The sequence below is a fragment of the Amycolatopsis endophytica genome (assembly GCF_013410405.1).
GTDB classification, from domain to species: domain Bacteria; phylum Actinomycetota; class Actinomycetes; order Mycobacteriales; family Pseudonocardiaceae; genus Amycolatopsis_E; species Amycolatopsis_E endophytica.
Genome location: NZ_JACCFK010000001.1, coordinates 3400908 through 3421770 on the forward strand (window position 1 = coordinate 3400908; position 20863 = coordinate 3421770).

The 20863-nt window shown below is 70.8% G+C and carries 19 protein-coding genes and 1 riboswitch; of the genes, 13 read left to right on the forward strand and 6 right to left on the reverse strand.

The window, feature by feature from the left end:
• The first annotated feature begins 67 nt into the window (after positions 1–67).
• The 10 genes from HNR02_RS16855 (at position 68) to HNR02_RS16900 (ending at position 12857) form a co-directional block, all read left to right on the forward strand.
• Positions 68–742 carry an SRPBCC family protein gene (locus HNR02_RS16855; RefSeq protein ID WP_179774106.1) on the forward strand — a complete coding sequence of 225 codons (675 nt, stop codon included), beginning with the start codon at positions 68–70 and terminating at the stop codon, positions 740–742.
• 89 nt (positions 743–831) lie between these two features.
• A complete protein-coding gene (locus HNR02_RS16860; protein ID WP_179774107.1) occupies positions 832–1644 on the forward strand; it encodes an amidohydrolase family protein in 813 nt (270 codons plus the stop codon).
• A gap of 57 nt (positions 1645–1701) precedes the next feature.
• The gene (locus HNR02_RS16865) at positions 1702–2772 is read left to right on the forward strand and encodes an NAD(P)-binding domain-containing protein (RefSeq protein ID WP_179774108.1); all 1071 of its coding nucleotides are present in this window, start codon (positions 1702–1704) and stop codon (positions 2770–2772) included.
• Between the two features lie 88 nt (positions 2773–2860).
• Entirely contained in the window at positions 2861–4192 is a 1332-nt protein-coding gene (locus HNR02_RS16870) for a glutamine synthetase family protein (protein WP_376772931.1), read from the forward strand.
• 64 nt (positions 4193–4256) lie between these two features.
• On the forward strand, positions 4257–4928 hold the full coding sequence (locus HNR02_RS16875) for a gamma-glutamyl-gamma-aminobutyrate hydrolase family protein (protein ID WP_312861037.1): 672 nt from the start codon (positions 4257–4259) through the stop codon (positions 4926–4928).
• Positions 4919–6265 (forward strand): aldehyde dehydrogenase family protein, encoded by a 1347-nt coding sequence (locus HNR02_RS16880; protein WP_179774111.1) that lies wholly within the window; start codon positions 4919–4921, stop codon positions 6263–6265. Before HNR02_RS16875 ends, HNR02_RS16880 begins: the two co-directional genes overlap by 10 nt.
• Complete coding sequence (locus tag HNR02_RS16885; protein ID WP_179774112.1) at positions 6266–7030, forward strand: 3-oxoacyl-ACP reductase; 765 nt, start codon at positions 6266–6268, stop codon at positions 7028–7030.
• Positions 7031–7064: 34 nt separating this feature from the next.
• Positions 7065–7157: riboswitch (glycine riboswitch) on the forward strand.
• Between the two features lie 123 nt (positions 7158–7280).
• The gene (gcvP, locus tag HNR02_RS16890) at positions 7281–10100 is read left to right on the forward strand and encodes an aminomethyl-transferring glycine dehydrogenase (RefSeq protein WP_179774113.1); all 2820 of its coding nucleotides are present in this window, start codon (positions 7281–7283) and stop codon (positions 10098–10100) included.
• Between the two features lie 4 nt (positions 10101–10104).
• Positions 10105–11190 carry a glycine cleavage system aminomethyltransferase GcvT gene (gcvT, locus tag HNR02_RS16895; RefSeq protein ID WP_179774114.1) on the forward strand — a complete coding sequence of 362 codons (1086 nt, stop codon included), beginning with the start codon at positions 10105–10107 and terminating at the stop codon, positions 11188–11190.
• Positions 11191–11213: 23 nt separating this feature from the next.
• Positions 11214–12857, forward strand: coding sequence for a transglycosylase domain-containing protein (locus HNR02_RS16900; RefSeq protein WP_179774115.1), 1644 nt, complete (start codon positions 11214–11216; stop codon positions 12855–12857).
• Between the two features lie 505 nt (positions 12858–13362).
• Here the strand turns inward: HNR02_RS16900 and HNR02_RS16905 are convergent.
• Genes HNR02_RS16905 through HNR02_RS16915 form a run of 3 tightly spaced genes read right to left on the reverse strand, consistent with a single transcriptional unit; the run spans position 13363 to position 15235 of the window.
• Positions 13363–13749: an NUDIX hydrolase gene (locus tag HNR02_RS16905; RefSeq protein WP_179774116.1), complete on the reverse strand. Its 387-nt coding sequence runs from the start codon at positions 13747–13749 to the stop codon at positions 13363–13365.
• Entirely contained in the window at positions 13746–14402 is a 657-nt protein-coding gene (locus tag HNR02_RS16910; RefSeq protein WP_179774117.1) for an O-methyltransferase, read from the reverse strand. Before HNR02_RS16910 ends, HNR02_RS16905 begins: the two co-directional genes overlap by 4 nt.
• Before the next feature lie 11 nt (positions 14403–14413).
• Positions 14414–15235 carry an ABC transporter ATP-binding protein gene (locus HNR02_RS16915; protein WP_179774118.1) on the reverse strand — a complete coding sequence of 274 codons (822 nt, stop codon included), beginning with the start codon at positions 15233–15235 and terminating at the stop codon, positions 14414–14416.
• Positions 15236–15381: 146 nt separating this feature from the next.
• Between HNR02_RS16915 and HNR02_RS16920 the strand changes: the two genes are divergently transcribed.
• Both HNR02_RS16920 and HNR02_RS16925 read left to right on the forward strand, forming a co-directional pair.
• Positions 15382–16395, forward strand: coding sequence for a fatty acid desaturase family protein (locus HNR02_RS16920; RefSeq protein ID WP_312861038.1), 1014 nt, complete (start codon positions 15382–15384; stop codon positions 16393–16395).
• A gap of 49 nt (positions 16396–16444) precedes the next feature.
• Positions 16445–17449, forward strand: a complete 1005-nt coding sequence (locus HNR02_RS16925; RefSeq protein ID WP_179774119.1) for a glycoside hydrolase family 172 protein — start codon at positions 16445–16447, stop codon at positions 17447–17449.
• Here HNR02_RS16925 and HNR02_RS16930 read toward each other — a convergent pair whose 3' ends face one another.
• Positions 17450–17650 carry a hypothetical protein gene (locus HNR02_RS16930; RefSeq protein WP_017984299.1) on the reverse strand — a complete coding sequence of 67 codons (201 nt, stop codon included), beginning with the start codon at positions 17648–17650 and terminating at the stop codon, positions 17450–17452.
• A 135-nt stretch (positions 17651–17785) separates the two neighbouring features.
• Between HNR02_RS16930 and HNR02_RS16935 the strand changes: the two genes are divergently transcribed.
• The gene (locus HNR02_RS16935; protein ID WP_179774120.1) at positions 17786–19006 is read left to right on the forward strand and encodes an NAD(P)/FAD-dependent oxidoreductase; all 1221 of its coding nucleotides are present in this window, start codon (positions 17786–17788) and stop codon (positions 19004–19006) included.
• Positions 19007–19081: 75 nt separating this feature from the next.
• Here the strand turns inward: HNR02_RS16935 and HNR02_RS16940 are convergent, their stop codons facing one another.
• Together HNR02_RS16940 and HNR02_RS16945 are read right to left on the reverse strand one after the other, a co-directional pair.
• The gene (locus tag HNR02_RS16940; protein WP_179774121.1) at positions 19082–19483 is read right to left on the reverse strand and encodes a hypothetical protein; all 402 of its coding nucleotides are present in this window, start codon (positions 19481–19483) and stop codon (positions 19082–19084) included.
• Positions 19484–19492: 9 nt separating this feature from the next.
• Positions 19493–20713: a Bcr/CflA family multidrug efflux MFS transporter gene (locus HNR02_RS16945; protein WP_246338585.1), complete on the reverse strand. Its 1221-nt coding sequence runs from the start codon at positions 20711–20713 to the stop codon at positions 19493–19495.
• Positions 20714–20863: the final 150 nt, after the last annotated feature.

Genomic DNA, 20863 nt, shown 5'->3' on the forward strand with positions numbered 1-20863 from the left:
GGTAGCCGTCATCGGCACTAAGGTGGCTGCGAGGGACTTGAAGTTTCTGGAGAAGGGAGGTCGGCCCGTGCGGCTCGACCATGAATTCACCGTTCCGGCACCGCCCGCCGAGGTGTGGAAGGCGGTCACCGACCCGGAGCGTGTTGCCCCCTGCATGCCGGGCGCGACTCTGACGAAGGTCGAGGGTGAGACGTTCACCGGTACGGTCAAGGTGAAGCTGGGGCCGATCTCCCTGCTGTACAAGGGCTCCGGCGAGTTCCTGGAGACCGACGAACAGGCCCGCAAGATCGTCATCAAGGCTTCCGGCAAGGACTCGCGAGGAGCGGGCACCGCGGCGGCGACGGTCACCGTGACGCTGTCCGAGGACAACGGAGCCACGAAGGGCACCGTGGCCACGGACCTCAACGTCACGGGCCGCCCGGCGCAGTTCGGGCGCGGCATGATCTCCGAGGTCGGCGGGAAGATCCTCGACCAGTTCGCCACCAACCTGGCCGACCGCCTCGGCACGCCGGAGCCCGCGGCGACCGCCGAGGAGAAGCCGGTGGCCTCCGGGGTCACCACCGAACCGGCCCTGGACAAGCCCAAGCTGGAGACGGTGAAGCCGCAGCCCCGCGAAGCCGAGGCCATCGACCTCTTCGAATACGCGGGCAGTTCGGTCACCAAGCGCCTCGCGCCGGTACTGGCGGGGGTCGCCGCGGTACTCGGCATCGTGGCGATCGTGCGCCTGATCCGCCGCCGCTGACCCCTACGTCCCGTCGCGGCCGCGCAGCAGCGCGCAAGTCCCACGCCGCCGTCCGGCGCCACCTTTTCTGACCAGCGAGGGGACGACCGATGGCCGACGTGGTCGACGTGTGGATGCAGCAGCCGAACCAGCACTTCATGGACCAGCCGTGGCTGGCGTCGCTGCTGCGGTGGACCGGCATGTCGCCCCGCGCGCCCCGCCTGCAGGCGACGCTCGACGCGATGGACGAGGCCGGGGTGCGCGTCGGGCTGCTGTCGGCGTGGCACGGGCCCGGCGGGGCGCTGATCTCGAACGACGAGGTCGCCGAAATCGTGTCGGCGCACCCGGACCGCTTCGCCGGGGTCGCCTCCGTGGACCTGACCGATCCGGTGCGGGCGGTGAGGGAGATTCGGCGGTGCGTGCGGAACGGGTTCGTCGGCGTGCGGGTGGTGCCGTGGCTGTGGAACCTGCCGCCGAACGACCGGCGCTACTACCCGGTGTACGTGGCGTGCGTCGAGGAGGACGTGCCGTTCTGCACCCAGATCGGGCACACCGGCCCGCTGTGCCCGTCCGAGCCGGGGCGGCCGATCCCGTACCTCGACGAGGTGCTGCTGGACTTCCCGGACCTGGTCGTGGTCGGCGGGCACGTCGGCTACCCGTGGATGGCGGAGGTGCTGTCACTGGTGACCAAGTACCCGAACTTCTTCGTCGACACCTCGGCGTACGCGGTGCACCGGCTGCCCGCGGAGCTGGTGGAGTTCCTGCGCGGGCGGGGGCGGGAGCGCGTGCTGTTCGGCAGCAACTACCCGATGCTGACGCCGGCCCAGGCGCTGAACCGGCTCGCCGGCCTGGACCTGGGCGCCACCGCGGCGGAGCTTTTCCTGGGCGGCAACGCACGACGCGTGTTCGCGCTGCCGAACTGAGGGGTGCCGCGCGCCACGTCCGGGAAGGGCCGGGGATTCCCGGCGGTTGTAGCGGGTGTGCGCAGCGAAACCGACGTCGTGGTGATCGGAGCGGGACAGGCCGGGCTGTCGGCGGCCTACTTCCTCCGCCGGGCCGGGTTGCGGAACGGCTCGGGCTTCGTCGTGCTCGATCACAACCCGGGGCCGGGCGGGGCATGGCAGCACCGGTGGCCGTCGCTGCGGCTGGACAAGGTGCACGGCTTCCACGACCTGCCCGGTATGGCCTTCGACGAACACGACGAGCACCGGATGGCGTCCGAGGTCGTGGCCGCGTACTTCGAGCGCTACGAACGCGTCTTCGACCTGCCCGTGCGGCGCCCGGTCGAGGTGCTCGCCGTCCGGGACGAAGGTGAGCGCCTGCTGGTCGAAAGCGCCGACGACACCTGGGCCGCCCGCGCCGTCGTCAACGCGACCGGCACGTGGGGCCGCCCGTTCTGGCCGCACTACCCGGGGCAGGACACCTTCACCGGCCGTCAGCTGCACACCGCCGGCTACCGCGGCGCGGACGAGTTCCGGGGGCAGCACGTCCTGGTCGTGGGCGGCGGGACATCGGCCGTGCAGCTGCTGATCGAGATCGCCGATGTCGCGAGCGGCACCACCTGGGTCACCCGCCGCCCGCCGGTGTTCAAGGACGTCGAGTTCAGTCCCGAACTGGGCCGCGAGGCCGTGGCCAGGGTCGAGCGCCGGGTGCGGGCCGGTCTGCCGCCGATGAGCGTGGTGAGCGTGACGGGCCTGATGCGGACGCCTCAGGTGCGCGACGCCGAGGCCCGCGGCATTCTCGACCGCCGCCCGATGTTCGACCACCTCACCCCGTCCGGTGTCGCGTGGGCGGACGGCACCGAGCAGCGCGTCGACACGATTCTGTGGGCGACCGGTTTCCGCGCCGCCCTGGACCACCTCGCGCCGCTCCACCTGCGCGAACCCGGTGGCGGCATCCGGATGGACGGTACCCGCGTGGTCGCCGACCCGCGGTTGCACCTGGTCGGCTACGGCCCCTCCGCCAGCACGATCGGCGCCAACCGCGCGGGCCGCAGCGCCGTCCGCGAGATCCGGCAACTCCTCGGCAGCCCGGTGGCGGCCGCGAGCTGACCCCCGGCACCCCGAGATCGTTTGGTTCTTCGCGCGATCGCTTGACAGCACCCGCGCCTGCCCCAAGGGTTGTCGCATGAACAAGGGCATGCTCGGGCTCGGCCAGCTCCGCTCGCTGGCCGGGGAGGGGACCGTGGACACCGTCCTCGTCGCGATGACCGACATGCAGGGCAGGCTGCAGGGCAAACGCTGCTCGGCCCGCTACTTCCTCGACGAGGTCGTCGACCACGCCACCGAGGCCTGCAACTACCTGCTGGCCGTCGATGTGGACATGAACACCGTCGACGGCTACGCGATCTCCTCGTGGGAAACCGGTTACGGCGACTTCGTGCTGCGCCCCGACCTCACCACGCTGCGCCGCGTGCCCTGGCACGAGGGCACCGCCCTGGTGCTGTGCGACATCGAACGCGTCGAGGGTGGCGAGGTCACCGCCTCGCCGCGCCAGGTCCTGCGCCGCCAGCTCGCCCGCCTCGCCGAACGGGACCTCGCCGCGTTCGTCGGCACCGAGCTGGAGTTCATCGTCTTCGACGACACCTACGAGCAAGCCTGGCGCGGCGGCTACCGCGACCTGCGGCCGGCCAATCAGTACAATGTGGACTATTCGATGCTCGGCACCGGACGGCTCGAACCGTTGCTGCGCCGCATCCGCAACGACATGACCGGCGCCGGCATGTACGTCGAGTCCGCCAAGGGCGAGTGCAACCCCGGTCAGCACGAGATCGCGTTCCGCTTCGACGAGGCTCTGCGCACCTGCGACAACCACAGCATCTACAAGACCGGCGCCAAGGAGATCGCCGCGCAGGAGGGTCGCAGCCTCACCTTCATGGCGAAGTACAACGAGCGCGAGGGCAACTCCTGCCACATCCACCTCAGCCTGCGCGGCACGGACGGCACCCCGGTGCTGGCCGAGGACCCTGCGCTGATGCGGCACTTCATCGCCGGACAACTCGCCTGTCTGCGTGAACTGACCTACTTCCTCGCCCCGAACATCAACTCCTACAAGCGTTTCGCGCCCGGCAGCTTCGCCCCGACCGCGGTCGCGTGGGGCGCCGACAACCGCACCTGCGCGCTGCGCGTCGTCGGGCACGGGCCGTCGCTGCGGGTGGAGAACCGCGTGCCGGGCGGGGACGTCAACCCCTATCTGGCCGTCGCCGCCGTCATCGCCGCCGGGCTGCACGGCATCGACAACGAACTGCCGCTCGAAGACGAGTTCACCGGCAACGCCTACCATTCGGACAAGGCCACCGTGCCTACTACCCTGCGGGAGGCGGCGGCGCTGCTGGCCGACAGCAAGGTGGCCCGCGAGGCGTTCGGCGAAGATGTCGTCGAGCACTACCTCAACGCGGCCAGGGTCGAGCTCACCGCCTTCGATGCCGCCGTCACCGACTGGGAGCGTCAGCGTGGGTTCGAACGCCTCTAGGCCCGCCCGCCAGCCCGCCGCCACCCTCAACGGAGGCGCTGCGCGCCGCTGTGCTCGACCGGTCGTGGGCCTGAGCACGTACCTGGAAAAAGCGAGCTGGGGCGTCTGGCGCACCGACGCCGCCCTGCTTCCGCGTTCCTATGTGGACTCCGTGGTCAACGCAGGCGGCATCCCGATCCTGCTCCCGGCAGGGGACACGCAAGCACTGTCCGCTGTGGACGCCCTCGTCCTGACCGGCGGAGCCGATGTCGAGCCCCGGCGTTACGGGCAGGAACCCCGGGCCGGGACCGTCACCCGCCCCGAGCGGGACGCCTTCGAGTTCGCCCTCGCCGAGGCCGCCCTCGACCGCGGACTCCCGGTTCTCGGCGTGTGCCGCGGTATGCAGGTGCTCAACGTCGTCCTCGGCGGCAGCCTGACCCAGCACCTGCCGGACCGCGTCGGCCACACCGAGCACCAGCCGTCGCCCGGCGTGTACGGCCCGAGTCGCGTCACCCTCGCCGAGGGCAGCCGCGTGGCCGGGATCCTCGGCGCCGAGACGAAGTGCCAGTGCTACCACCACCAGGCCGTCGACCAGCTGGGCGAGGGGCTGCGAGCAGTCGGCTGGGCCGCGGACGGCACGGTCGAAGCCGTCGAACTGCCGGGCGAGCACTTCGTGGTCGGCGTGCAGTGGCATCCGGAGCAGGACACCCAGGAGGTTCGGTTGTTCGCGGCGTTGGTGGAGGCAGCGTGGAGGTGATCGATCCGGCCACCGAGGACGTCATCACCGACGTCCCGCTGGCCACCGAGGAGGAGGCCGACGCGGCGATCGCGAAGGCACACCACGCCTATCCCGGATGGCGGAAAACGGCCCCCGGTGACCGCGCCCGCCTGCTGCGCCGCTTCGCCGAAGCCGTCGACGGCGACCTGGAGAACCTGGCCCGGCTGGAGGTGCGCAACTCCGGGCACACCCTCGGCAACGCCCGCTGGGAGGCCGCCAACGTCCGCGACGTGCTGCACTACTACGCGGCCGCGCCGGAACGACTGCTGGGGCAGCAGATCCCGGTCGCGGGCGGCCTGAACGTCACCTTCCACGAGCCGCTGGGCGTGGTCGGGCTGATCGTGCCGTGGAACTTCCCGATGCCGATCGCGGGCTGGGGCCTGGCGCCGGCGCTGGCCGCGGGCAACACCGTCGTGCTCAAACCGGCCGAACTGACCCCGCTCACCGCGCTCCGTCTGGCCGAACTGGCCCTCGAAGCCGGCATCCCGGAGGGCGTCTTCCAGGTCGTGCCCGGAGCGGGCTCGGTGGTCGGACAGCGGTTCGTGACCCACAGGTGCGTGCGCAAGGTCGTGTTCACCGGCTCCACCGCGGTCGGCAAGCAGGTCATGGCCGGATGCGCCGAGCAGGTCAAACGCGTCACGCTGGAGCTGGGCGGCAAGAGCGCGAACATCGTCTTCGCCGACGCCGACCTGGAGAAGGCCGCCGCGACCGCGCCCTCCAGCGTGTTCGACAACGCCGGCCAGGACTGCTGCGCCCGCTCACGCATCCTCGTCCAGCAGAGCGTCTACGACCGGTTCCTCGAACTGCTGGAACCCGCGGTCCAGGGGGTCGTCGTCGGTGACCCGGGTGACGAGAAGTCCGAGATGGGCCCGCTCATCAGCGCGCCGCACCGCGAACGGGTCGCCTCCTACCTCGACGGCGCCGAGGTCGCCATCCGCGGCAACGCCCCCGACGGCCCCGGCTTCTGGTTCCCGCCCACGGTCGTGACGAGGCCGGGCGAGCGCCTGCTGACCGAGGAGGTGTTCGGCCCGGTCGTCGCCGTGGTGCCGTTCCGGGACGAGGCCGACGCTGTCCGCCTCGCCAACGACAGCGTCTTCGGCCTGTCCGGCTCGATCTGGACCCGCGACGTGGGCCGCGCGCTGCGGGTGTCGCGGGCGGTCGAAGCAGGCAACCTGTCGGTGAACTCGCATTCGTCGGTGCGGTACTGGACGCCGTTCGGCGGGTTCAAGCAGTCCGGCCTGGGCCGTGAGCTCGGGCCGGACGCCTTGCACGCGTTCACCGACGTCAAGAACGTCTTCATCGATACGGAGGAATAGATGCAGCGGTTCGACGGCCGGGTCGTCGTGATCACCGGCGGCGCCAGCGGGATCGGCCTGGCCACCGCGCGGCGTGTGGCGAGCGAGGGCGCGAAGGTCGTGATCGCCGACGTGGACGCCGGCGCCGGGAAGAAGGCGGCGGACGAGGTGGGCGGTGAGTTCGTCGCCACCGACGTGACCAGCGAAGAGCAGGTCGAGCTCCTGTTCGCCACGGCGGTGGACCGCTTCGGCTCGCTCGACGTGGCGTTCAACAACGCCGGCATCTCGCCCCCGGAGGACGACTCGATCCTGACCACCGGCCTCGACGCCTGGCAGAAGGTCCAGCAGGTCAATCTCACCTCGGTGTACCTGTGCTGCAAGCATGCGATCCCGCACATGCGGCGGCAGGGCAGGGGCTCGATCGTCAACACCGCCTCGTTCGTGGCCGTGATGGGCGCGGCGACCTCGCAGATCTCCTACACGGCGTCCAAGGGCGGGGTCCTGGCGATGACCCGCGAGCTGGGCGTGCAGTTCGCCCGCGAGGGCATCCGGGTGAACGCGTTGTGCCCCGGACCGGTGAACACCCCGTTACTGCGTGAGTTGTTCGCGAAGGATCCGGAGCGGGCCGCCCGCCGCCTGGTGCACGTGCCGGTGGGCCGGTTCGCCGAACCGGAGGAGATCGCCGCCGCCGTGGCGTTCCTGGCCAGCGACGATGCGTCCTTCATCACCGCCTCGCAGTTCCTGGTGGACGGCGGGATCTCGGGCGCGTACGTTACCCCGCTGTAGACTTCGAGTCAGACAACCGAATACCAGGCCGTGATGAGCCGGAGCGGGAGAGTCCCCAGGTCAGCTGGGGCGCCGAAGGAGCAATTTCCCCGCCAATCTCTCAGGTACCAGTTACCGCTCCGCGCCAGGCCACTCTGGAAAGAAGGCGCAGCCAGCGTCTCACCCAAGGTGAAAGCCGCTGCGCGCGGTGAAACTCTCAGGTGCCGATGACAGAGGGGGAGTTCCCGCACCCGTAGATGAGGAGCTCCCGATGTCCTTCGCCGATCGTCACATCGGACCTTCCGAGCACCACCAGGCCAAGATGCTCGTCGAGTGCGGGTACGGGAGCCTGGACGCCCTGGTCGAGGCCGCGGTTCCGGCGTCGATCCGCACCGCGGGGGCGCTGGGCCTGCCCCCGGCCTCCGAGCGGGAGGCGACCGCCGAGCTGCGGGCGCTGGCCGCGCAGAACCGGCCGATGACGCAGATGATCGGCCTCGGGTTCAGCGACACCGTCACCCCGCCGGTCATCCGCCGCAACGTGCTGGAGAACCCGGCCTGGTACACCGCGTACACGCCGTACCAGCCGGAGATCTCGCAGGGGCGGCTGGAGGCGCTGCTGAACTTCCAGACCATGGTGTCGAACCTGGCCGGTCTCGACATCGCCAACGCCTCGCTGCTCGACGAGTCCACCGCCGTCGCCGAGGCCGTTCTGTTGATGCGCCGCGTGTCGAAGGCGAAGTCGTCGCGCGTCGTGCTGGACGCGGACTGCCTGCCGCAGACCATCGCGGTGGTGCGGACACGCGCGGAGGCGGTCGGCGTCGAGGTCGACGTGCGGGACCTGGGTGCCGGGCTGCCGGACGAGTTCTTCGGTGTCGTCGTGCAGTACCCGGGCGCGTCCGGTGTGCTGCGCGGCAAGGGCTTCTACGAGGCGATCGGCAAGGTGGCCAAGGAGGCGGGCGCGCTCTACGCGGTGGCGGCGGACCTGCTGGCGCTGACGCTGGTCACCGCGCCGGGCGAGTTCGGCGCGGACCTCGCGGCAGGCACCACGCAGCGCTTCGGCGTCCCGCTCGGCTACGGCGGCCCGCATGCCGGGTACCTCGCGGTGCGCAAGGGCCTGGAGCGATCGCTGCCCGGCCGCCTGGTCGGCGTGTCCAAGGACGCGGACGGCAACCCGGCGTACCGGCTCGCGCTGCAGACCCGCGAGCAGCACATCCGCCGCGAGAAGGCGACCTCGAACATCTGCACCGCCCAGGTGCTGCCCGCGGTGCTGGCCGCGATGTACGCCGTCTACCACGGGCCGGACGGGCTCAAGGCGATCGCCGAGCGCGTGCACGGCCTGGCCGCCGGGCTGGCCGCCGCACTGCGGTCCGGCGGGGTCGAGGTCGTGCACGAGAGCTTCTTCGACACCGTCCTCGCACGGGTTCCCGGACGGGCCGCCGCGGTCGTGGCGGCCGCGCGCGAATCCGGCATCAACCTCGGACTCGTGGACGGCGACCACGTGCGCGTCGCGTGTGACGAAGTGACCACTGTGGACATCGTGCGGGCGGTGCTCGGCGCGTTCGGGGTGCGGGCGGACCTTACCGTAACCACGGCGCTGCCCACCGGTCTCGCCCGCACCAGCGAATTCCTGACGCACGAGGTGTTCCACAGCCACCGCTCCGAGACCGCGATGCTGCGTTACCTGCGTGCACTGTCCGATCAGGACTACGCGCTGGACCGCGGCATGATCCCGCTCGGCTCGTGCACCATGAAGCTCAACGCGACCGCCGAGATGGAGCCGATCAGCTGGCCGGAGTTCGCCGGGCTGCACCCGTTCGCCCCGGCCGAGGACGCCGCGGGTTACCGCGAGCTGATCGCGCAGTTGTGCGGCTGGCTCGCCGAGGTCACCGGCTACGACGAGGTGTCGTTGCAGCCCAACGCGGGCAGCCAGGGTGAGCTGGCCGGGTTGCTCGCGATCCGCGCCTACCACCGGGCCAACGGGCAGCCCGAGCGCGACGTCTGCCTGATCCCGTCCTCGGCGCACGGCACCAACGCCGCGTCCGCCGTGCTCGCCGGGATGCGCGTGGTCGTGGTCGCCTGCAACGACAACGGGGACGTCGACCTGGACGATCTGCGTGCCGAGACCGAGCAGCACCGCGACACGCTGTCGGCGATCATGGTGACCTACCCGTCCACGCACGGTGTGTACGAGGAGGGTATCGGCGAGATCGCCCGCGTCGTGCACGAAGCCGGCGGTCAGGTCTATGTGGACGGTGCGAACCTCAACGCGCTGCTGGGACTCGCCAAGCCGGGTGAGTTCGGCGGCGACGTGTCGCACCTGAACCTGCACAAGACGTTCTGCATCCCGCACGGCGGTGGCGGCCCGGGCGTCGGACCGGTGGCGGTGCGCGCGCACCTCGCGTCGTACCTGCCCAACCACCCGCTGCTCGACGGCGCGGGCCCGGACACCGGGGTCGGCCCGATCTCGGCGGCGCCGTTCGGATCGGCGTCGATCCTGCCGATCTCGTGGGCCTACATCCGGATGATGGGCGGCGCCGGGTTGACCAGCGCCACCAAGGTCGCCGTGCTCGCCGCGAACTACGTCGCGGCTCGGCTGTCCCCGCACTACCCGGTGCTCTACACCGGCCGCAACGGGCGAGTCGCCCACGAGTGCATCCTCGACCTGCGTGCGCTGACCAAGCGTACCGGCGTCACGGTCGACGACGTCGCGAAGCGCCTGGTGGACTACGGGTTCCACGCGCCGACCATGTCGTTCCCGGTCGCCGGGACGCTGATGGTCGAGCCGACGGAGAGCGAGGACGTCGGCGAGCTGGACCGCTTCTGCGACGCGATGATCGCCATCCGGCGGGAGATCGAGCAGGTCGCCGAGGGCACTTGGGCGATCGAGCGGAGCCCGCTGCGCAATGCCCCGCACACCGCGGAGATGCTGACCGGCGACTGGGATCTGCCGTATGACCGCAAGACCGCGGTGTATCCGGGCGGGATGTCGCCGAAGAACAAGTACTGGTCGCCGGTCCGGCGCATCGACGGCGCCCACGGCGACCGCAACCTCGTCTGCTCGTGCCCGTCCATCGAAGCCTACGGGAGCTGATCCAATGCGGACCGCTTTGTACTCCGTCCACAAGGGACTGGGCGCGCTGTTCACCGACTTCGCCGGGTGGGAGATGCCGGTGCGCTACGGCAGCGAGCTGGCCGAACACCGGGCGGTGCGGGAGACGGCCGGCCTGTTCGACCTCTCGCACATGGGTGAGATCGAAGTGACCGGCGCGCAGGCCGCGAACGCACTCGACCACGCGCTGGTCGGCAGATTGTCGGCGGTCAAGCCGGGCCGGGCGCGGTATTCGATGATGTGCACGCCCTCCGGCGGGGTGGTCGACGATCTGGTCGTCTACCGACTCGAAGACGAGAAGTACCTGGTGGTCGCCAACGCGGGCAACGCGCCCACGGTCGCCGCGGAGCTGACGGCCCGCGCGCAGGGTTTCGCCGCGCAGGTCACCGATCGCTCGGCCGATGTCGCGCTGATCGCGGTGCAGGGGCCTCGCGCGGTCGACGTCGTCGGTGCGGTCACCGACGCCGACCTGGCCGGATTGAAGTACTACGCGAGCGTCCCGGCGACCGTGAAGGGCCACGACGTGCTGCTCGCGCGCACCGGCTACACCGGCGAGGACGGCTTCGAGCTGTACGTACCCGCGGCGGAGGCGCCCGAGGTGTGGCATCTGCTGGCCGAGGCCGGGCAGCCATACGGCCTGGTGCCCGCCGGGCTGGCGTGCCGGGACACGCTGCGCCTGGAGGCGGGTATGCCGTTGTACGGCAACGAGTTGTCCACCGAGCGGTCACCGTTCGAGGCGAACCTGGGGCGTGTGGTCAAGTTCGACAAACCGGACTTCGTGGGCAAGGCCGGGCTCGAAGGACGGCGGGAGCCGTCCGAGGTGCTGGTCGGCCTGCGCGGCGGTGGCCGTCGTGCGCCGCGGCACGGGTACCGGGTGCTGTCCGGTGACGAGCCGGTGGGCGAGGTGACCAGCGGTGCGCTGTCGCCGACGCTGGGTCACCCGGTGGCGATGGCCTACGTGCCGGTCGCGCTGAGCGGGCCCGGCACCGGGCTGTCGGTCGACATCCGGGGCCGGGTCGAGCCGGTCGAGGTGGTCGCGTTGCCGTTCTACCAGCGGACTGCAACAAGTTAATCACCACGCCGCGTCTGTAGTGTGTGGAGAAGCAACGCAGGCGGCTGTGGTGGCGGAGGGTCCGGCGGGTCGGGTACGTCCTGGCCGGGCTCTTCATCGGGGTTCCGGCGATCGCCTTCGCGGTCGGGTACCTCGTGTGGGACGTGCGGAGCCCGCAGGAGGTGCTGGCGGAGCTCGACAAGACCGTGGTGCTGGAGTACTCCGACGGCGCCGAGCTGATGAAGGTCGTCCCGGCCGACGGTGACCGCACCTTCACGCCGTACGCGGGGGTTCCGCGCAAGCTCGTGGACGCGATCGTCGCCGTCGAGGATCCGACGTTCTGGACGAACAGCGGGTTCGAGCCGACCGGGATCGCGCGGGCGATGGTGACCGGGGTCGGCGGCGGGTCGGGCATCACGCAGCAGTACGTCAAGAACTCCACCGGCGAGGACGACGCGACGCTGTTCCGCAAGTTCAAGGAGCTGGTGCTCAGCACGAAGATCACGAACCAGCAGAGCAAGGAACAGATCTTCGAAAGCTACGTCAACGTCATCTCCTTCGGCCGCAACACACACGGCCCGGCGGCTGCCGCCCAGGCGTATTTCGGCAAGCCGTTGCGCGACATCTCGTGGAGCGAAGCCGCTTTCCTCGCCGGGATGTTGCAGGCACCCTACGGTCACGACCCCGCGACGGTGGGCCCGGAGCAGGCCGCGAAGCGGTGGACCTACGCCGCGGACAAGCTGGCCGAGCGCGGTTACGTGTCGGCTGCCGAGCGCGACAGCATGGCGTATCCGCGGGTGCTCGACCCGGACGAGACGCGCGCGGGCCGGACCAGCTACAGCGACTACCACATCCGGCAGCAGGTGCTGGCAGAGTTGGAGACGCAGGGTTTCCCGTTGGAGACGTTGCGGCGGGAGGGCATGACGGTCCGCACCACGCTGGAGGAGAAGGCACAGGACCGGACCGAGCAGGCGGTGCGGAACCGCTTGGCGGGCGAACCCGCGGACCTGCGTGCCGCTGTGGTGTCGGTACGGCCGCGTGACGGCGGAGTTGCCGCATACGCCGGCGGGAACTGGAGCGTGACGGACTACGCCGTGACCCCGCACCGCCCGGGTTCGGCTTTCCGTTCGGTGGTGCAGGTGGCGGAACTGCGTGCGCGCGCGGACGTGCCACCCGTGGTGACGGGCGCGAAGATCCGGCAAGCTGCTTATGATGCCGGCATCCCCGAATTCCTGGACGGTACGAGAACCCTGACCGCGGCGGACGGCGTGCACATCGCGTCGACGATCGCCGAGGGCACGTACGCTCTGCGGCCGATCGACCTGGCGGCGGTGTACGCGACGTTCGCCTCCGGTGGCCAACGGGTCGCCCCGCATTTCGTGGCGGAGGTGCGCAAGGGCGACGAGGTCGTGTGGAGCCGCGACACCACACCGGTACCCGCCCTGCCACCCGATGTCGCCCGATTCGCGCAGGGCGGTCCCGGCGCGTACGGCACGTCTGACGGGTGGACGGCCGGAGCTTCCCCAGTTCTGTCCACAGTGGTCTGGGTCGGTGGTGACGACGAGCTTCCGCGCACCGATTGGGCCGGGGTGCCGTTGACGGGCGAGACGCTGCCCGCCGACATCTGGCGAGAGGCCATGGGAGCCGACTTCGCACCCACCCCCGCCGCTGCTCCCGTCGTGCGCTGACCAGCAGCGCGCCTGCTTGTGGCGGGCGTCAGCGAGCTGCTGGGAACCCGGAGCTGGGTGGTCATCCGGTCGCCTGACACTGAACGATAGGCACAAACTGGAAGGCGACGGGATGACCGCACGGCGACCCCTCGTCAAGGTGAGCCCGATTGCGGGAGCCCTGGTCATCCCGGAGTCTGCCCGTCCGGCGAGGACGCTTTTGATCTTTGGAGCTCGGACTTCCGGTAGGCGAGGTGACCGCTGGTCGCTTGGGCGGCCGGTAGTCGGTCGCCTCGCGCGGCGACCAAAGCGGGCTGGGGACGAGGGGCGGGGGAGGTCTGGGCCGGTCTTGGTTGGCTTGCGTTGCCGGGTGGCGGTCCCGGAAGGGCCAACACGGCAGCGGGAGCGGCCAACACGCTGCCCGGAAGGGCCAACACGCCGACGGGAGCGGCCGACACGCGCGTGTTTGCCGCTGCGGGCACCGTGTTGGCTGCTGCGGGCGGCGTGTTTGCCGCTCCGGGTTGGGTTAGTGCAGCTCGCCGCGGGAGTGCAGCTCGTCCAGTACCAAACGGAACGCTTGGGAGCCTCGGGTGCGGTCCGCGTAGCCGAGCCACGCCACCTCGGCGATCTCGGCCGAGGGGGTGATCGTTCCGGTGTAAGCCGCCGTGTAGCAGGCCATGCGCAGCAGCTGTGGTTGGCCGTCGGCTTCGGTTTCCACGGTCAGGGTCAGCTCGGCGCTGCCCGGGGTGATCTCGACCGCCAGTTCCTCGGCCACCTCGCGCGCCAGGGTCTCGGCGTCGGTTTCGCCGGGCTCGCGTTTGCCGCCGGGCAGGTACCACGCTGTTTTGCCGTGCGAGCGGGCCGCCAGTACGCGGCCGTTCTCGACCCGCAGCCACGCGACCTTGTCGATCACGATGTCACCAGGACGAGAGTGAAGCCGTCGTAGCCCTTCGAACCGACCGTCTGGACAGTCGTGGCCTCGACCCGGGCCTCGGCGGCGATCAGGTCATGCATCTTCCGCGTGCCCACGACCGCCGGGTCCGTGCTCGACGCATCCGCGATCGCACCGTTTCGCACCACGTTGTCGACAACGATCATCGTGCCCGGGCGGGACAATCGCAGCGCCCACTCGAAATACGACGGGTTGTTCACCTTGTCGGCATCCACGAACACGAAGTCGAACGGGCCCGCCAGCGAGGGCAGGGTGTCCAGGGCGGGCCCGACCCGGATCTCGACGATCTCGCCGAACCCGGCCGCGTCGAGGTTGTTCTCCGCCACCTGCGCGTGCGCCAGATCGGCCTCCAGCGTCACCAGACGGCCGTCGGCGGGCAGGGCCCGTGCGAGCCAGATCGTGCTGTACCCGCCGAGCGTGCCGATCTCCAGGATCGACCGTGCGCCGTGGATCCGCGCCAGCAGATGCAGCAGCTTGCCCTGCGCGGGAGACACCGAAATCGGCGGCAGTCCCGCGTGGTCGATGGCGGCGAGGACATCCTCCAGCACCGGATCGGCCGGGATCAGCGTCCCGGCGACGTACTCGTCGACCTCGTTCCACACACGCTGGTTCACAGCAGCCGAAGCTACCTGCGGGCCTTCGGAATCACCAACGGAGTGCCGGTCTCCGGGTCGGGGATCACCGAGCAGGGCAGGTCGAAGATCTGCTCGACCCGCTCGGCGGTCACGACCTCCTCCGGCGTGCCCGTGGCCAGCACCTCGCCGTCACGCATCGCGATCAGGTGCGTGCCGTAGCGGGCGGCGTGGTTGAGGTCGTGCAACACCGCGACCAGGGTGCGGCCCTGCTCGGCGTGCAGCTTCGCGCACAGGTCGAGGATGTCCATCTGGTGTGCGATGTCCAGGAACGTCGTCGGCTCGTCCAGCAGGAGCAACTCGGTCTCCTGCGCGAGCGCCATCGCCAGCCACACTCGCTGCCGCTGCCCGCCGGACAGCTCGTCGACCATCCGGTCGGCCAGCTCGGTCACGCCCGTCGCGTCCATCGAGCGTTCCACGACCTCGGCGTCCTCCCGCGACCACTGGCGCAGCAGGCGCTGATGCGGATACCGGCCACGGGACACCAGATCGGCGACGGTGATGCCGTCCGGCGCGATCGAACTCTGCGGCAGCAACCCCAGCTTGCGCGCGACCTGCTTCGCGGGCAGCGACGTGATCACGTCACCGTCCAGGTACACCATGCCCTGGCGTGGCTTGAGCAGACGGCTCAGCGCCCGCAGCAGAGTGGACTTGCCGCACGCGTTCGGCCCGACGATCACCGTGAACGACTGGTCCGGGATGGTGACCGAGAGGTCTTCGGCGACGACCCGTCCGTCGTAACCCAACGTCAGGCCGTCCCCGTGCAGGCGGGTGCCGGTGGTCGACTCGGCGACAAGATCCACGGTCTGGGCCATACAGGTTAGGCTAACCTACAGCTTCGGCCCGGGGTAAGGACTCCGCGTACCCCGGCTCAGTGTCCGCCGTCACGGGGGTGAACCCCACCACGGGAACGGGTGCGCACCGGCTGTCCGCTTCGCCGGAATGTCCCGAGACTCGATCCGTGACCAGACAGACCCTCCCGCCGGAAACCGGAAGCGACTTCGCCCGGCTGTCGCGGCGCATCAAGGACGCCGGACTCCTGGACCGGCGCCCCGGCTACTACACGCTGCGCATCGGCGTGGTGACCGCGCTGCTCGCCGGTGCCTGGGCGTGGTTCGGGTGGCTCGGCGATTCGTGGGCCACGCTGCTCGTCGCCGTGCTGCTGGCGGCGCTGTTCGGCCAGATCGCGTTGCTGTCCCACGACCTCGCGCACCGGCAGGTGTTCCGCACCCGCCGTCCGACCGGGATCGCCGGGCGGCTGGCGGGCAATCTGGGCATCGGCCTCAGCTACGGCTGGTGGATGGACAAGCACACCCGCCACCACGCCAATCCCAACCACGAGGAACTCGACCCCGACGTCGCCCCGGACATCCTGGTCTGGTCGAAGGACCAGGCCCGTGCCAGCCGCGGGCTCCCGCGCTTCGTCGGCAGGCACCAGGCGTACCTGTTCTTCCCGCTGCTCACGCTGGAAGGGCTGAACCTGCACTGGGCGGGCATCCGCGCGGTGGCCAAACCGGGGCTGCGGCGGCGCGGGCTCGAAGCCGGACTGCTGTGCACCCACTTCGCGCTGTACCTGGGGGCGGTTTTCCTGGTGCTGTCGCCGTTGAAGGCGCTCGTGTTCATCGTGGTGCACCAGGGGCTGTGGGGCGTCTACATGGGATCGATCTTCGCGCCCAACCACAAGGGGATGCCGACGCTGACCGGCGACGAGCGGCCCGACTTCCTGCGCCGCCAGGTGCTCACGTCACGCAACGTGCGCGGCGGGTGGCTCGTCGACACCGCGATGGGCGGCCTGAACTACCAGATCGAGCATCACCTGTTCCCGAGCATGCCGACGCCCCACCTGCGGCGAGCCCAGCCGATCGTCCGGGACTACTGCGCGGAGATCGGCGTTCCTTACAACGAAACCGGTCTTCTCGACTCGTACGCGCAGGCCCTGCGGCACCTGCACCTGGCGGGAGAGCCGATCAGGTAGGCCGGTCAGCCCTGGCGGAGGAGTGCGGACCATGCCTACCGTGGGCAGTGTGTTCGATGTCACAGATCTGACGAGGGTCGCGCCGGCGCTCGACTCGCGGGCCGTCACGTTCGAGAACCCCACCGGGGAGCGCGGCGCGGGTGGCCGGGCGGGCGGAGGTCGCAAGGGTGCGCCCAGCCGGGTGATCGAGGGCGGTGAACGCGTCACCCTCGCGGACCTGGCCGGACCGGGCACGATCCGGCACATCTGGATGACGTTCCCACCGGACAAGCCGGTGCGCATGCGGTCGGTCTACCTCGAAGTCCGCTACGGCGGCCTGTCCTACCCCAGCGTTTCGGTGCCGTGCGTGGACTTCTTCGGATCACCGCACGGCCGTCCCGTCGCCTACGCCAGCGCGCTGACCAGCATCCCCGAGGCCCGCGGCTTCAACAGCTACATTCCGATGGCCTTCGGCGAGCGCATCCACGTCGACCTGGTCAACGGCAACCCGGACCCGATCGTCCTGTACTTCCAGATCGACTACACGCTCGGTGACTCCGGCGCGGGCCGTCTGCACGTCGGGTTCCGGCGGGAGAACCCGACCGTGTCGAAACGGGACTTCGTGGTCACCGAGGGTCTGCGCGGGCCGGGCCGGTTCCTCGGCTGGGTGGGCGGGGTGCGACCGATCGACGGCGGCCAGTGGTACGGCGAGGGCGAGGTGAAGATCTACCGCGACGGCGACCGTGAGTTCCCCACGATCTGCGGCACCGGGCTGGAGGACTACGTCGGATCGGCGTGGGGGATGGGGCCGCACGCCGGGCTGTACGCGGGGGCGCCGCTGGAGGTGCCGGGACCGGGGCCGATCCCCAAGTACGTCGGGTTCTACCGGTGGCACGTGCCGGATCCGGTCATGTTCGGCACGGATCTGCGGGTGACGCTGCAGCAGATCGGTGCCGACCGTGGTGGTCTGGTCGAACGCGTCGACGACTGCTGCGCGGCCGCGTTCACGGTGTGCGAGCGTGCCCAGCCGGTTCCGCCGGTGGACGTCGCCGCGGCCGTCGCGGATCTGGAGTGACTACTGGGACCGTTCGCCGACCACGACCACGGCGTCGCGCAGTGCGGCGCGAAGCCTGCCCACGTCGAGTGGTTCGAGCACCGCGGCCTCGCCGGGTGGTGCGACCAGGACCACCCGGCCGCTGCTCACGAACACCGTCAGGTCCCGTCGCCTGCCGGCCAGGTCCCGGCAGCTGATCGACCATTCGTCTCGAGCCGCCACGTCCGTCGCCTTCCTTCGGTGGGTGATGCCAGGTGACAGAGGGACGTCCGGGCGGCCCCCGCGTGACGCGCTGGCGCGAGAATTTTGTCGGCAGTAGCGTCGGGTGACGCGGTTCACACGAATGGGAGACCTGTGATGCCCGAGCCGAAGCGGATCCTGATCGTCGGTGCCGGCCTCGCCGGTGCCTCGGCCGCCGCCACCCTGCGCGAGAACGGCTACGACGGGGAGGTCACGGTGCTGGGCGCGGAGGCGCACCGGCCCTACGAGCTGCCGCCACTGTCGAAGAAGATTCTGCTGGGTGAGGCCGACGAACCCGACTGGGTGCGGGGCGAGGGCTTCTGGGCGGCCCATGAGGCCGATCTGCGTTCCGGCACCAGCGCGACCCGGATCGACCTGGGCGCGCGGGTGGTGTCGGACGGCCGGGGCGGGCGGCATTCCTACGACCGGTTGCTGCTGGCGACCGGCTCGCACCCGCGCGCGCTGCCGGTGCCGGGGACCGACATACCGGGCGTATACGCATTGCGGACGCTGGACGACGCGCTCGCGCTGCGCGCGGCCTTCGCGGGCTCGCCGCGCGTGGTGGTGGTCGGCACCGGCTGGATCGGGACGGAGGCAGCGGCGGCGGCGCGGCACCACGGTGCCGACGTGACGCTGGTCGATATGCTGCCCGGGCCGCTGTGGTCGCTGGGGCCGCAGATCAGCGGGGTGTTCGCCGATCTGCACAGCGAGCACGGCGTGCAGTGGCGGCTGGGGAGCGGGATCGAGCGGGTCACCGGTGGCCCTGGCGGGGTCGCCGGGGTGCGGCTCGCGGACGGGACGGAGCTGCCTGCCGATGTCGTCCTGATCGCCGTCGGCGCGGCCCCCCGTGTCGGTCTGGCGCACGCCGCCGGGCTGGAACTGGCCGACGAGGGCGGGCTGACAGTGGACGCGACGCTGCGCACTTCGGCGCCGGACGTGTACGCGGCGGGCGACATCGCGGCGCAGTGGCACCCCCGCTACGGCCGCCGCATCCGCGTCGAACACTGGGCGAACGCGAAGAACCAGGGCACGCATGTGGCGGCGAACCTCCTCGGCGGATCCGAGCCGTACGAGCGCAGCCCCTATTTCTTCACCGATCAGTACGACCTGGGCTGCGAGTACCGCGGGATCGCCGACCCGTCGACCGACGAGCTGGTCGTGCGGGGCGACCTCGGCAAACGCGAGTTCATCGCGTTCTGGCTGCGCGACGGCCGGGTGCAGGCGGCGATGAACGTGAACATGTGGGACGACGGCGACGCCCTGCAATCCCTCGTCGACGGCGACGTGACGGTGACGGTGGACCAGCTGCGGGAGGGTGACCTCGCCGCGCTCGGCTGAGCGGCTGCCACCTGCTGGGCTGAACCTGACGTGGCGGCGGTGTCAAGACCGTCGCGCGCCGAGGGGCGCGCCGGGTCACTTCCGCGCGGCCCGGCGCCTCTCCCCGCCGACGAGAACGCGGGCGGCCAGGGCGGCGGCCGCGAGGACGGTCACCCCGATTCCGGGCGCCAGCTCGGCGAAGGACGGCCGGTGGGCGCCGACGCCGAGGAACAGGGCGCCCGCTGTGAGCACCAGCGCGGCGCTCACCAGGCTCAGCACCGCGGCCCAGCGCTGCAACCGCTTCGCCCGCGCGCTGGGTTGCCCCGGCTGCAGCAACCACCACGCACCGAGCAGGAACAGCCCGACCCCGAGGAACCCGAACCCGAACGCGTGCCCGTCGACGGCGAGGGTGATCCCGACGGGCACGAACAGCGCGCCGAACAGGAACAACGCGGGACGCGCCGCCCGGTCCGGAGTCCCGGGCGAGAGGAACGGCATGCCGGGCCCCTAAGCCGGGCGCCGCCGGGTCAAGACGGTGAACACCAGCAGGGCCGCCACGGCGAACGCCGCCATCACCGCGCCCATCGGCACGGCACTCACGTCGCCGCCGATCCCGACCAGCGGGGTGGCCAGCGCGCCGACCACGAACTGCATCACGCCGAGCAGCGCGGACGCGGCCCCGGCGTTGTGCGGATGCTCGGACAGCGCCAGCGACGACGCGTTCGGCATGACCAGCCCGATGCTCGACACCATGACCAGCAGCGGCACCACCAGCACACCGAGCGGCAGGTCCGCGAGCGCCGCGACCAGCACGCCGATCCCGCCGGCGGCGGACGAGGTCAGCCCGACGGTCAGCAGCGTCCGTTCCCGCACGCGGCCCACGATCCGCCCGTTGACCTGACCCGCGATCACGATCCCGAGCCCGTTGGCGCCGAAGATCAGGCTGTACGCCTGCGGGCTGAGCCCGTACACGTCTTGGAGCACGAACGAAGATGCCGAGATGTAGGCGAAGAGCCCGGCGAACATCAGCCCGGCCGACAACGAGTACCCGAGGAAGGTCCGGTCCCGCAGCAGCCCGGCGTACCCGCGCAGCGTGGAGCCGAGGTGGGCCGGGTGACGGCGCTCGGGCGGCAGCGTCTCCGGCAGCGCCAGCGCCGCGACCGTCAGCAGCAGCACGCCGAACACGGTCAGCACCACGAACACCCCGCGCCACGGCACCAGCCGCAGCACCTGCCCGCCTGCCACCGGTGCCAGGATCGGCGCCAGGCCGCTGACCAGCATCAACATCGAGAAGAACCGGGTCATCGCGGTGCCGCTGAACAGATCGCGCACGCACGCCCGCGCGATCACGATCCCGGCCGCGGCCCCGAGTGCCTGCACCACGCGCCCGGCGATGAGCAGTTCCGCCGTCGGGCTCACCGCGCACAGGATCGACGCGACGGCGTAGAGCGCCAGCCCGGTCAGAAGCGGGCGGCGGCGGCCGAACGAGTCCGACAGCGGTCCGGCGACGAGCTGTCCCAGTGCCAGCCCGACGATGAACGCGGTCAGCGTGAGCTGCAGCGTCGGCGCGGAGCTGTGCAGGTCGTCGGCCATGCGGGGGAGCGCGGGCAGGTACATGTCGATCGACAGCGGTGCGAACGCCGACAGCCCGCCGAGGATGAGCGCGTACCGCAGGGTGCCGGGTGTCCGTCCGATCTTCGCCGTCGCCGTGACCGCAGCCGTGCTCAAACCGTCTCCTCCTCGCGCGGGCTTGCCCCGCCAACGGAACAACGGTTCGCGCGCGTTCATTCCGCGCTGTGGCCGGTGACACGCGAGCCGACCGTCCACTGTGGACCAGGCTGTCTGGTATAGTGGACATACCGGAGCGGGTCGAGGGGA

What these genes read in the sequence shown, in the direction of transcription:
- HNR02_RS16860 (WP_179774107.1), top strand. Translation starts at nt 832, where the DNA reads ATGGCCGACGTGGTCGACGTGTGGATGCAGCAGCCGAACCAGCACTTC.
- HNR02_RS16870 (WP_376772931.1), top strand. Translation starts at nt 2,861, where the DNA reads ATGCTCGGGCTCGGCCAGCTCCGCTCGCTGGCCGGGGAGGGGACCGTG.
- HNR02_RS16885 (WP_179774112.1), top strand. Translation starts at nt 6,266, where the DNA reads ATGCAGCGGTTCGACGGCCGGGTCGTCGTGATCACCGGCGGCGCCAGC.
- gcvP (WP_179774113.1), top strand. Translation starts at nt 7,281, where the DNA reads ATGTCCTTCGCCGATCGTCACATCGGACCTTCCGAGCACCACCAGGCC.
- gcvT (WP_179774114.1), top strand. Translation starts at nt 10,105, where the DNA reads ATGCGGACCGCTTTGTACTCCGTCCACAAGGGACTGGGCGCGCTGTTC.
- HNR02_RS16915 (WP_179774118.1), bottom strand. Translation starts at nt 15,235, where the DNA reads ATGGCCCAGACCGTGGATCTTGTCGCCGAGTCGACCACCGGCACCCGC.
- HNR02_RS16935 (WP_179774120.1), top strand. Translation starts at nt 17,786, where the DNA reads ATGCCCGAGCCGAAGCGGATCCTGATCGTCGGTGCCGGCCTCGCCGGT.
- HNR02_RS16940 (WP_179774121.1), bottom strand. Translation starts at nt 19,483, where the DNA reads ATGCCGTTCCTCTCGCCCGGGACTCCGGACCGGGCGGCGCGTCCCGCG.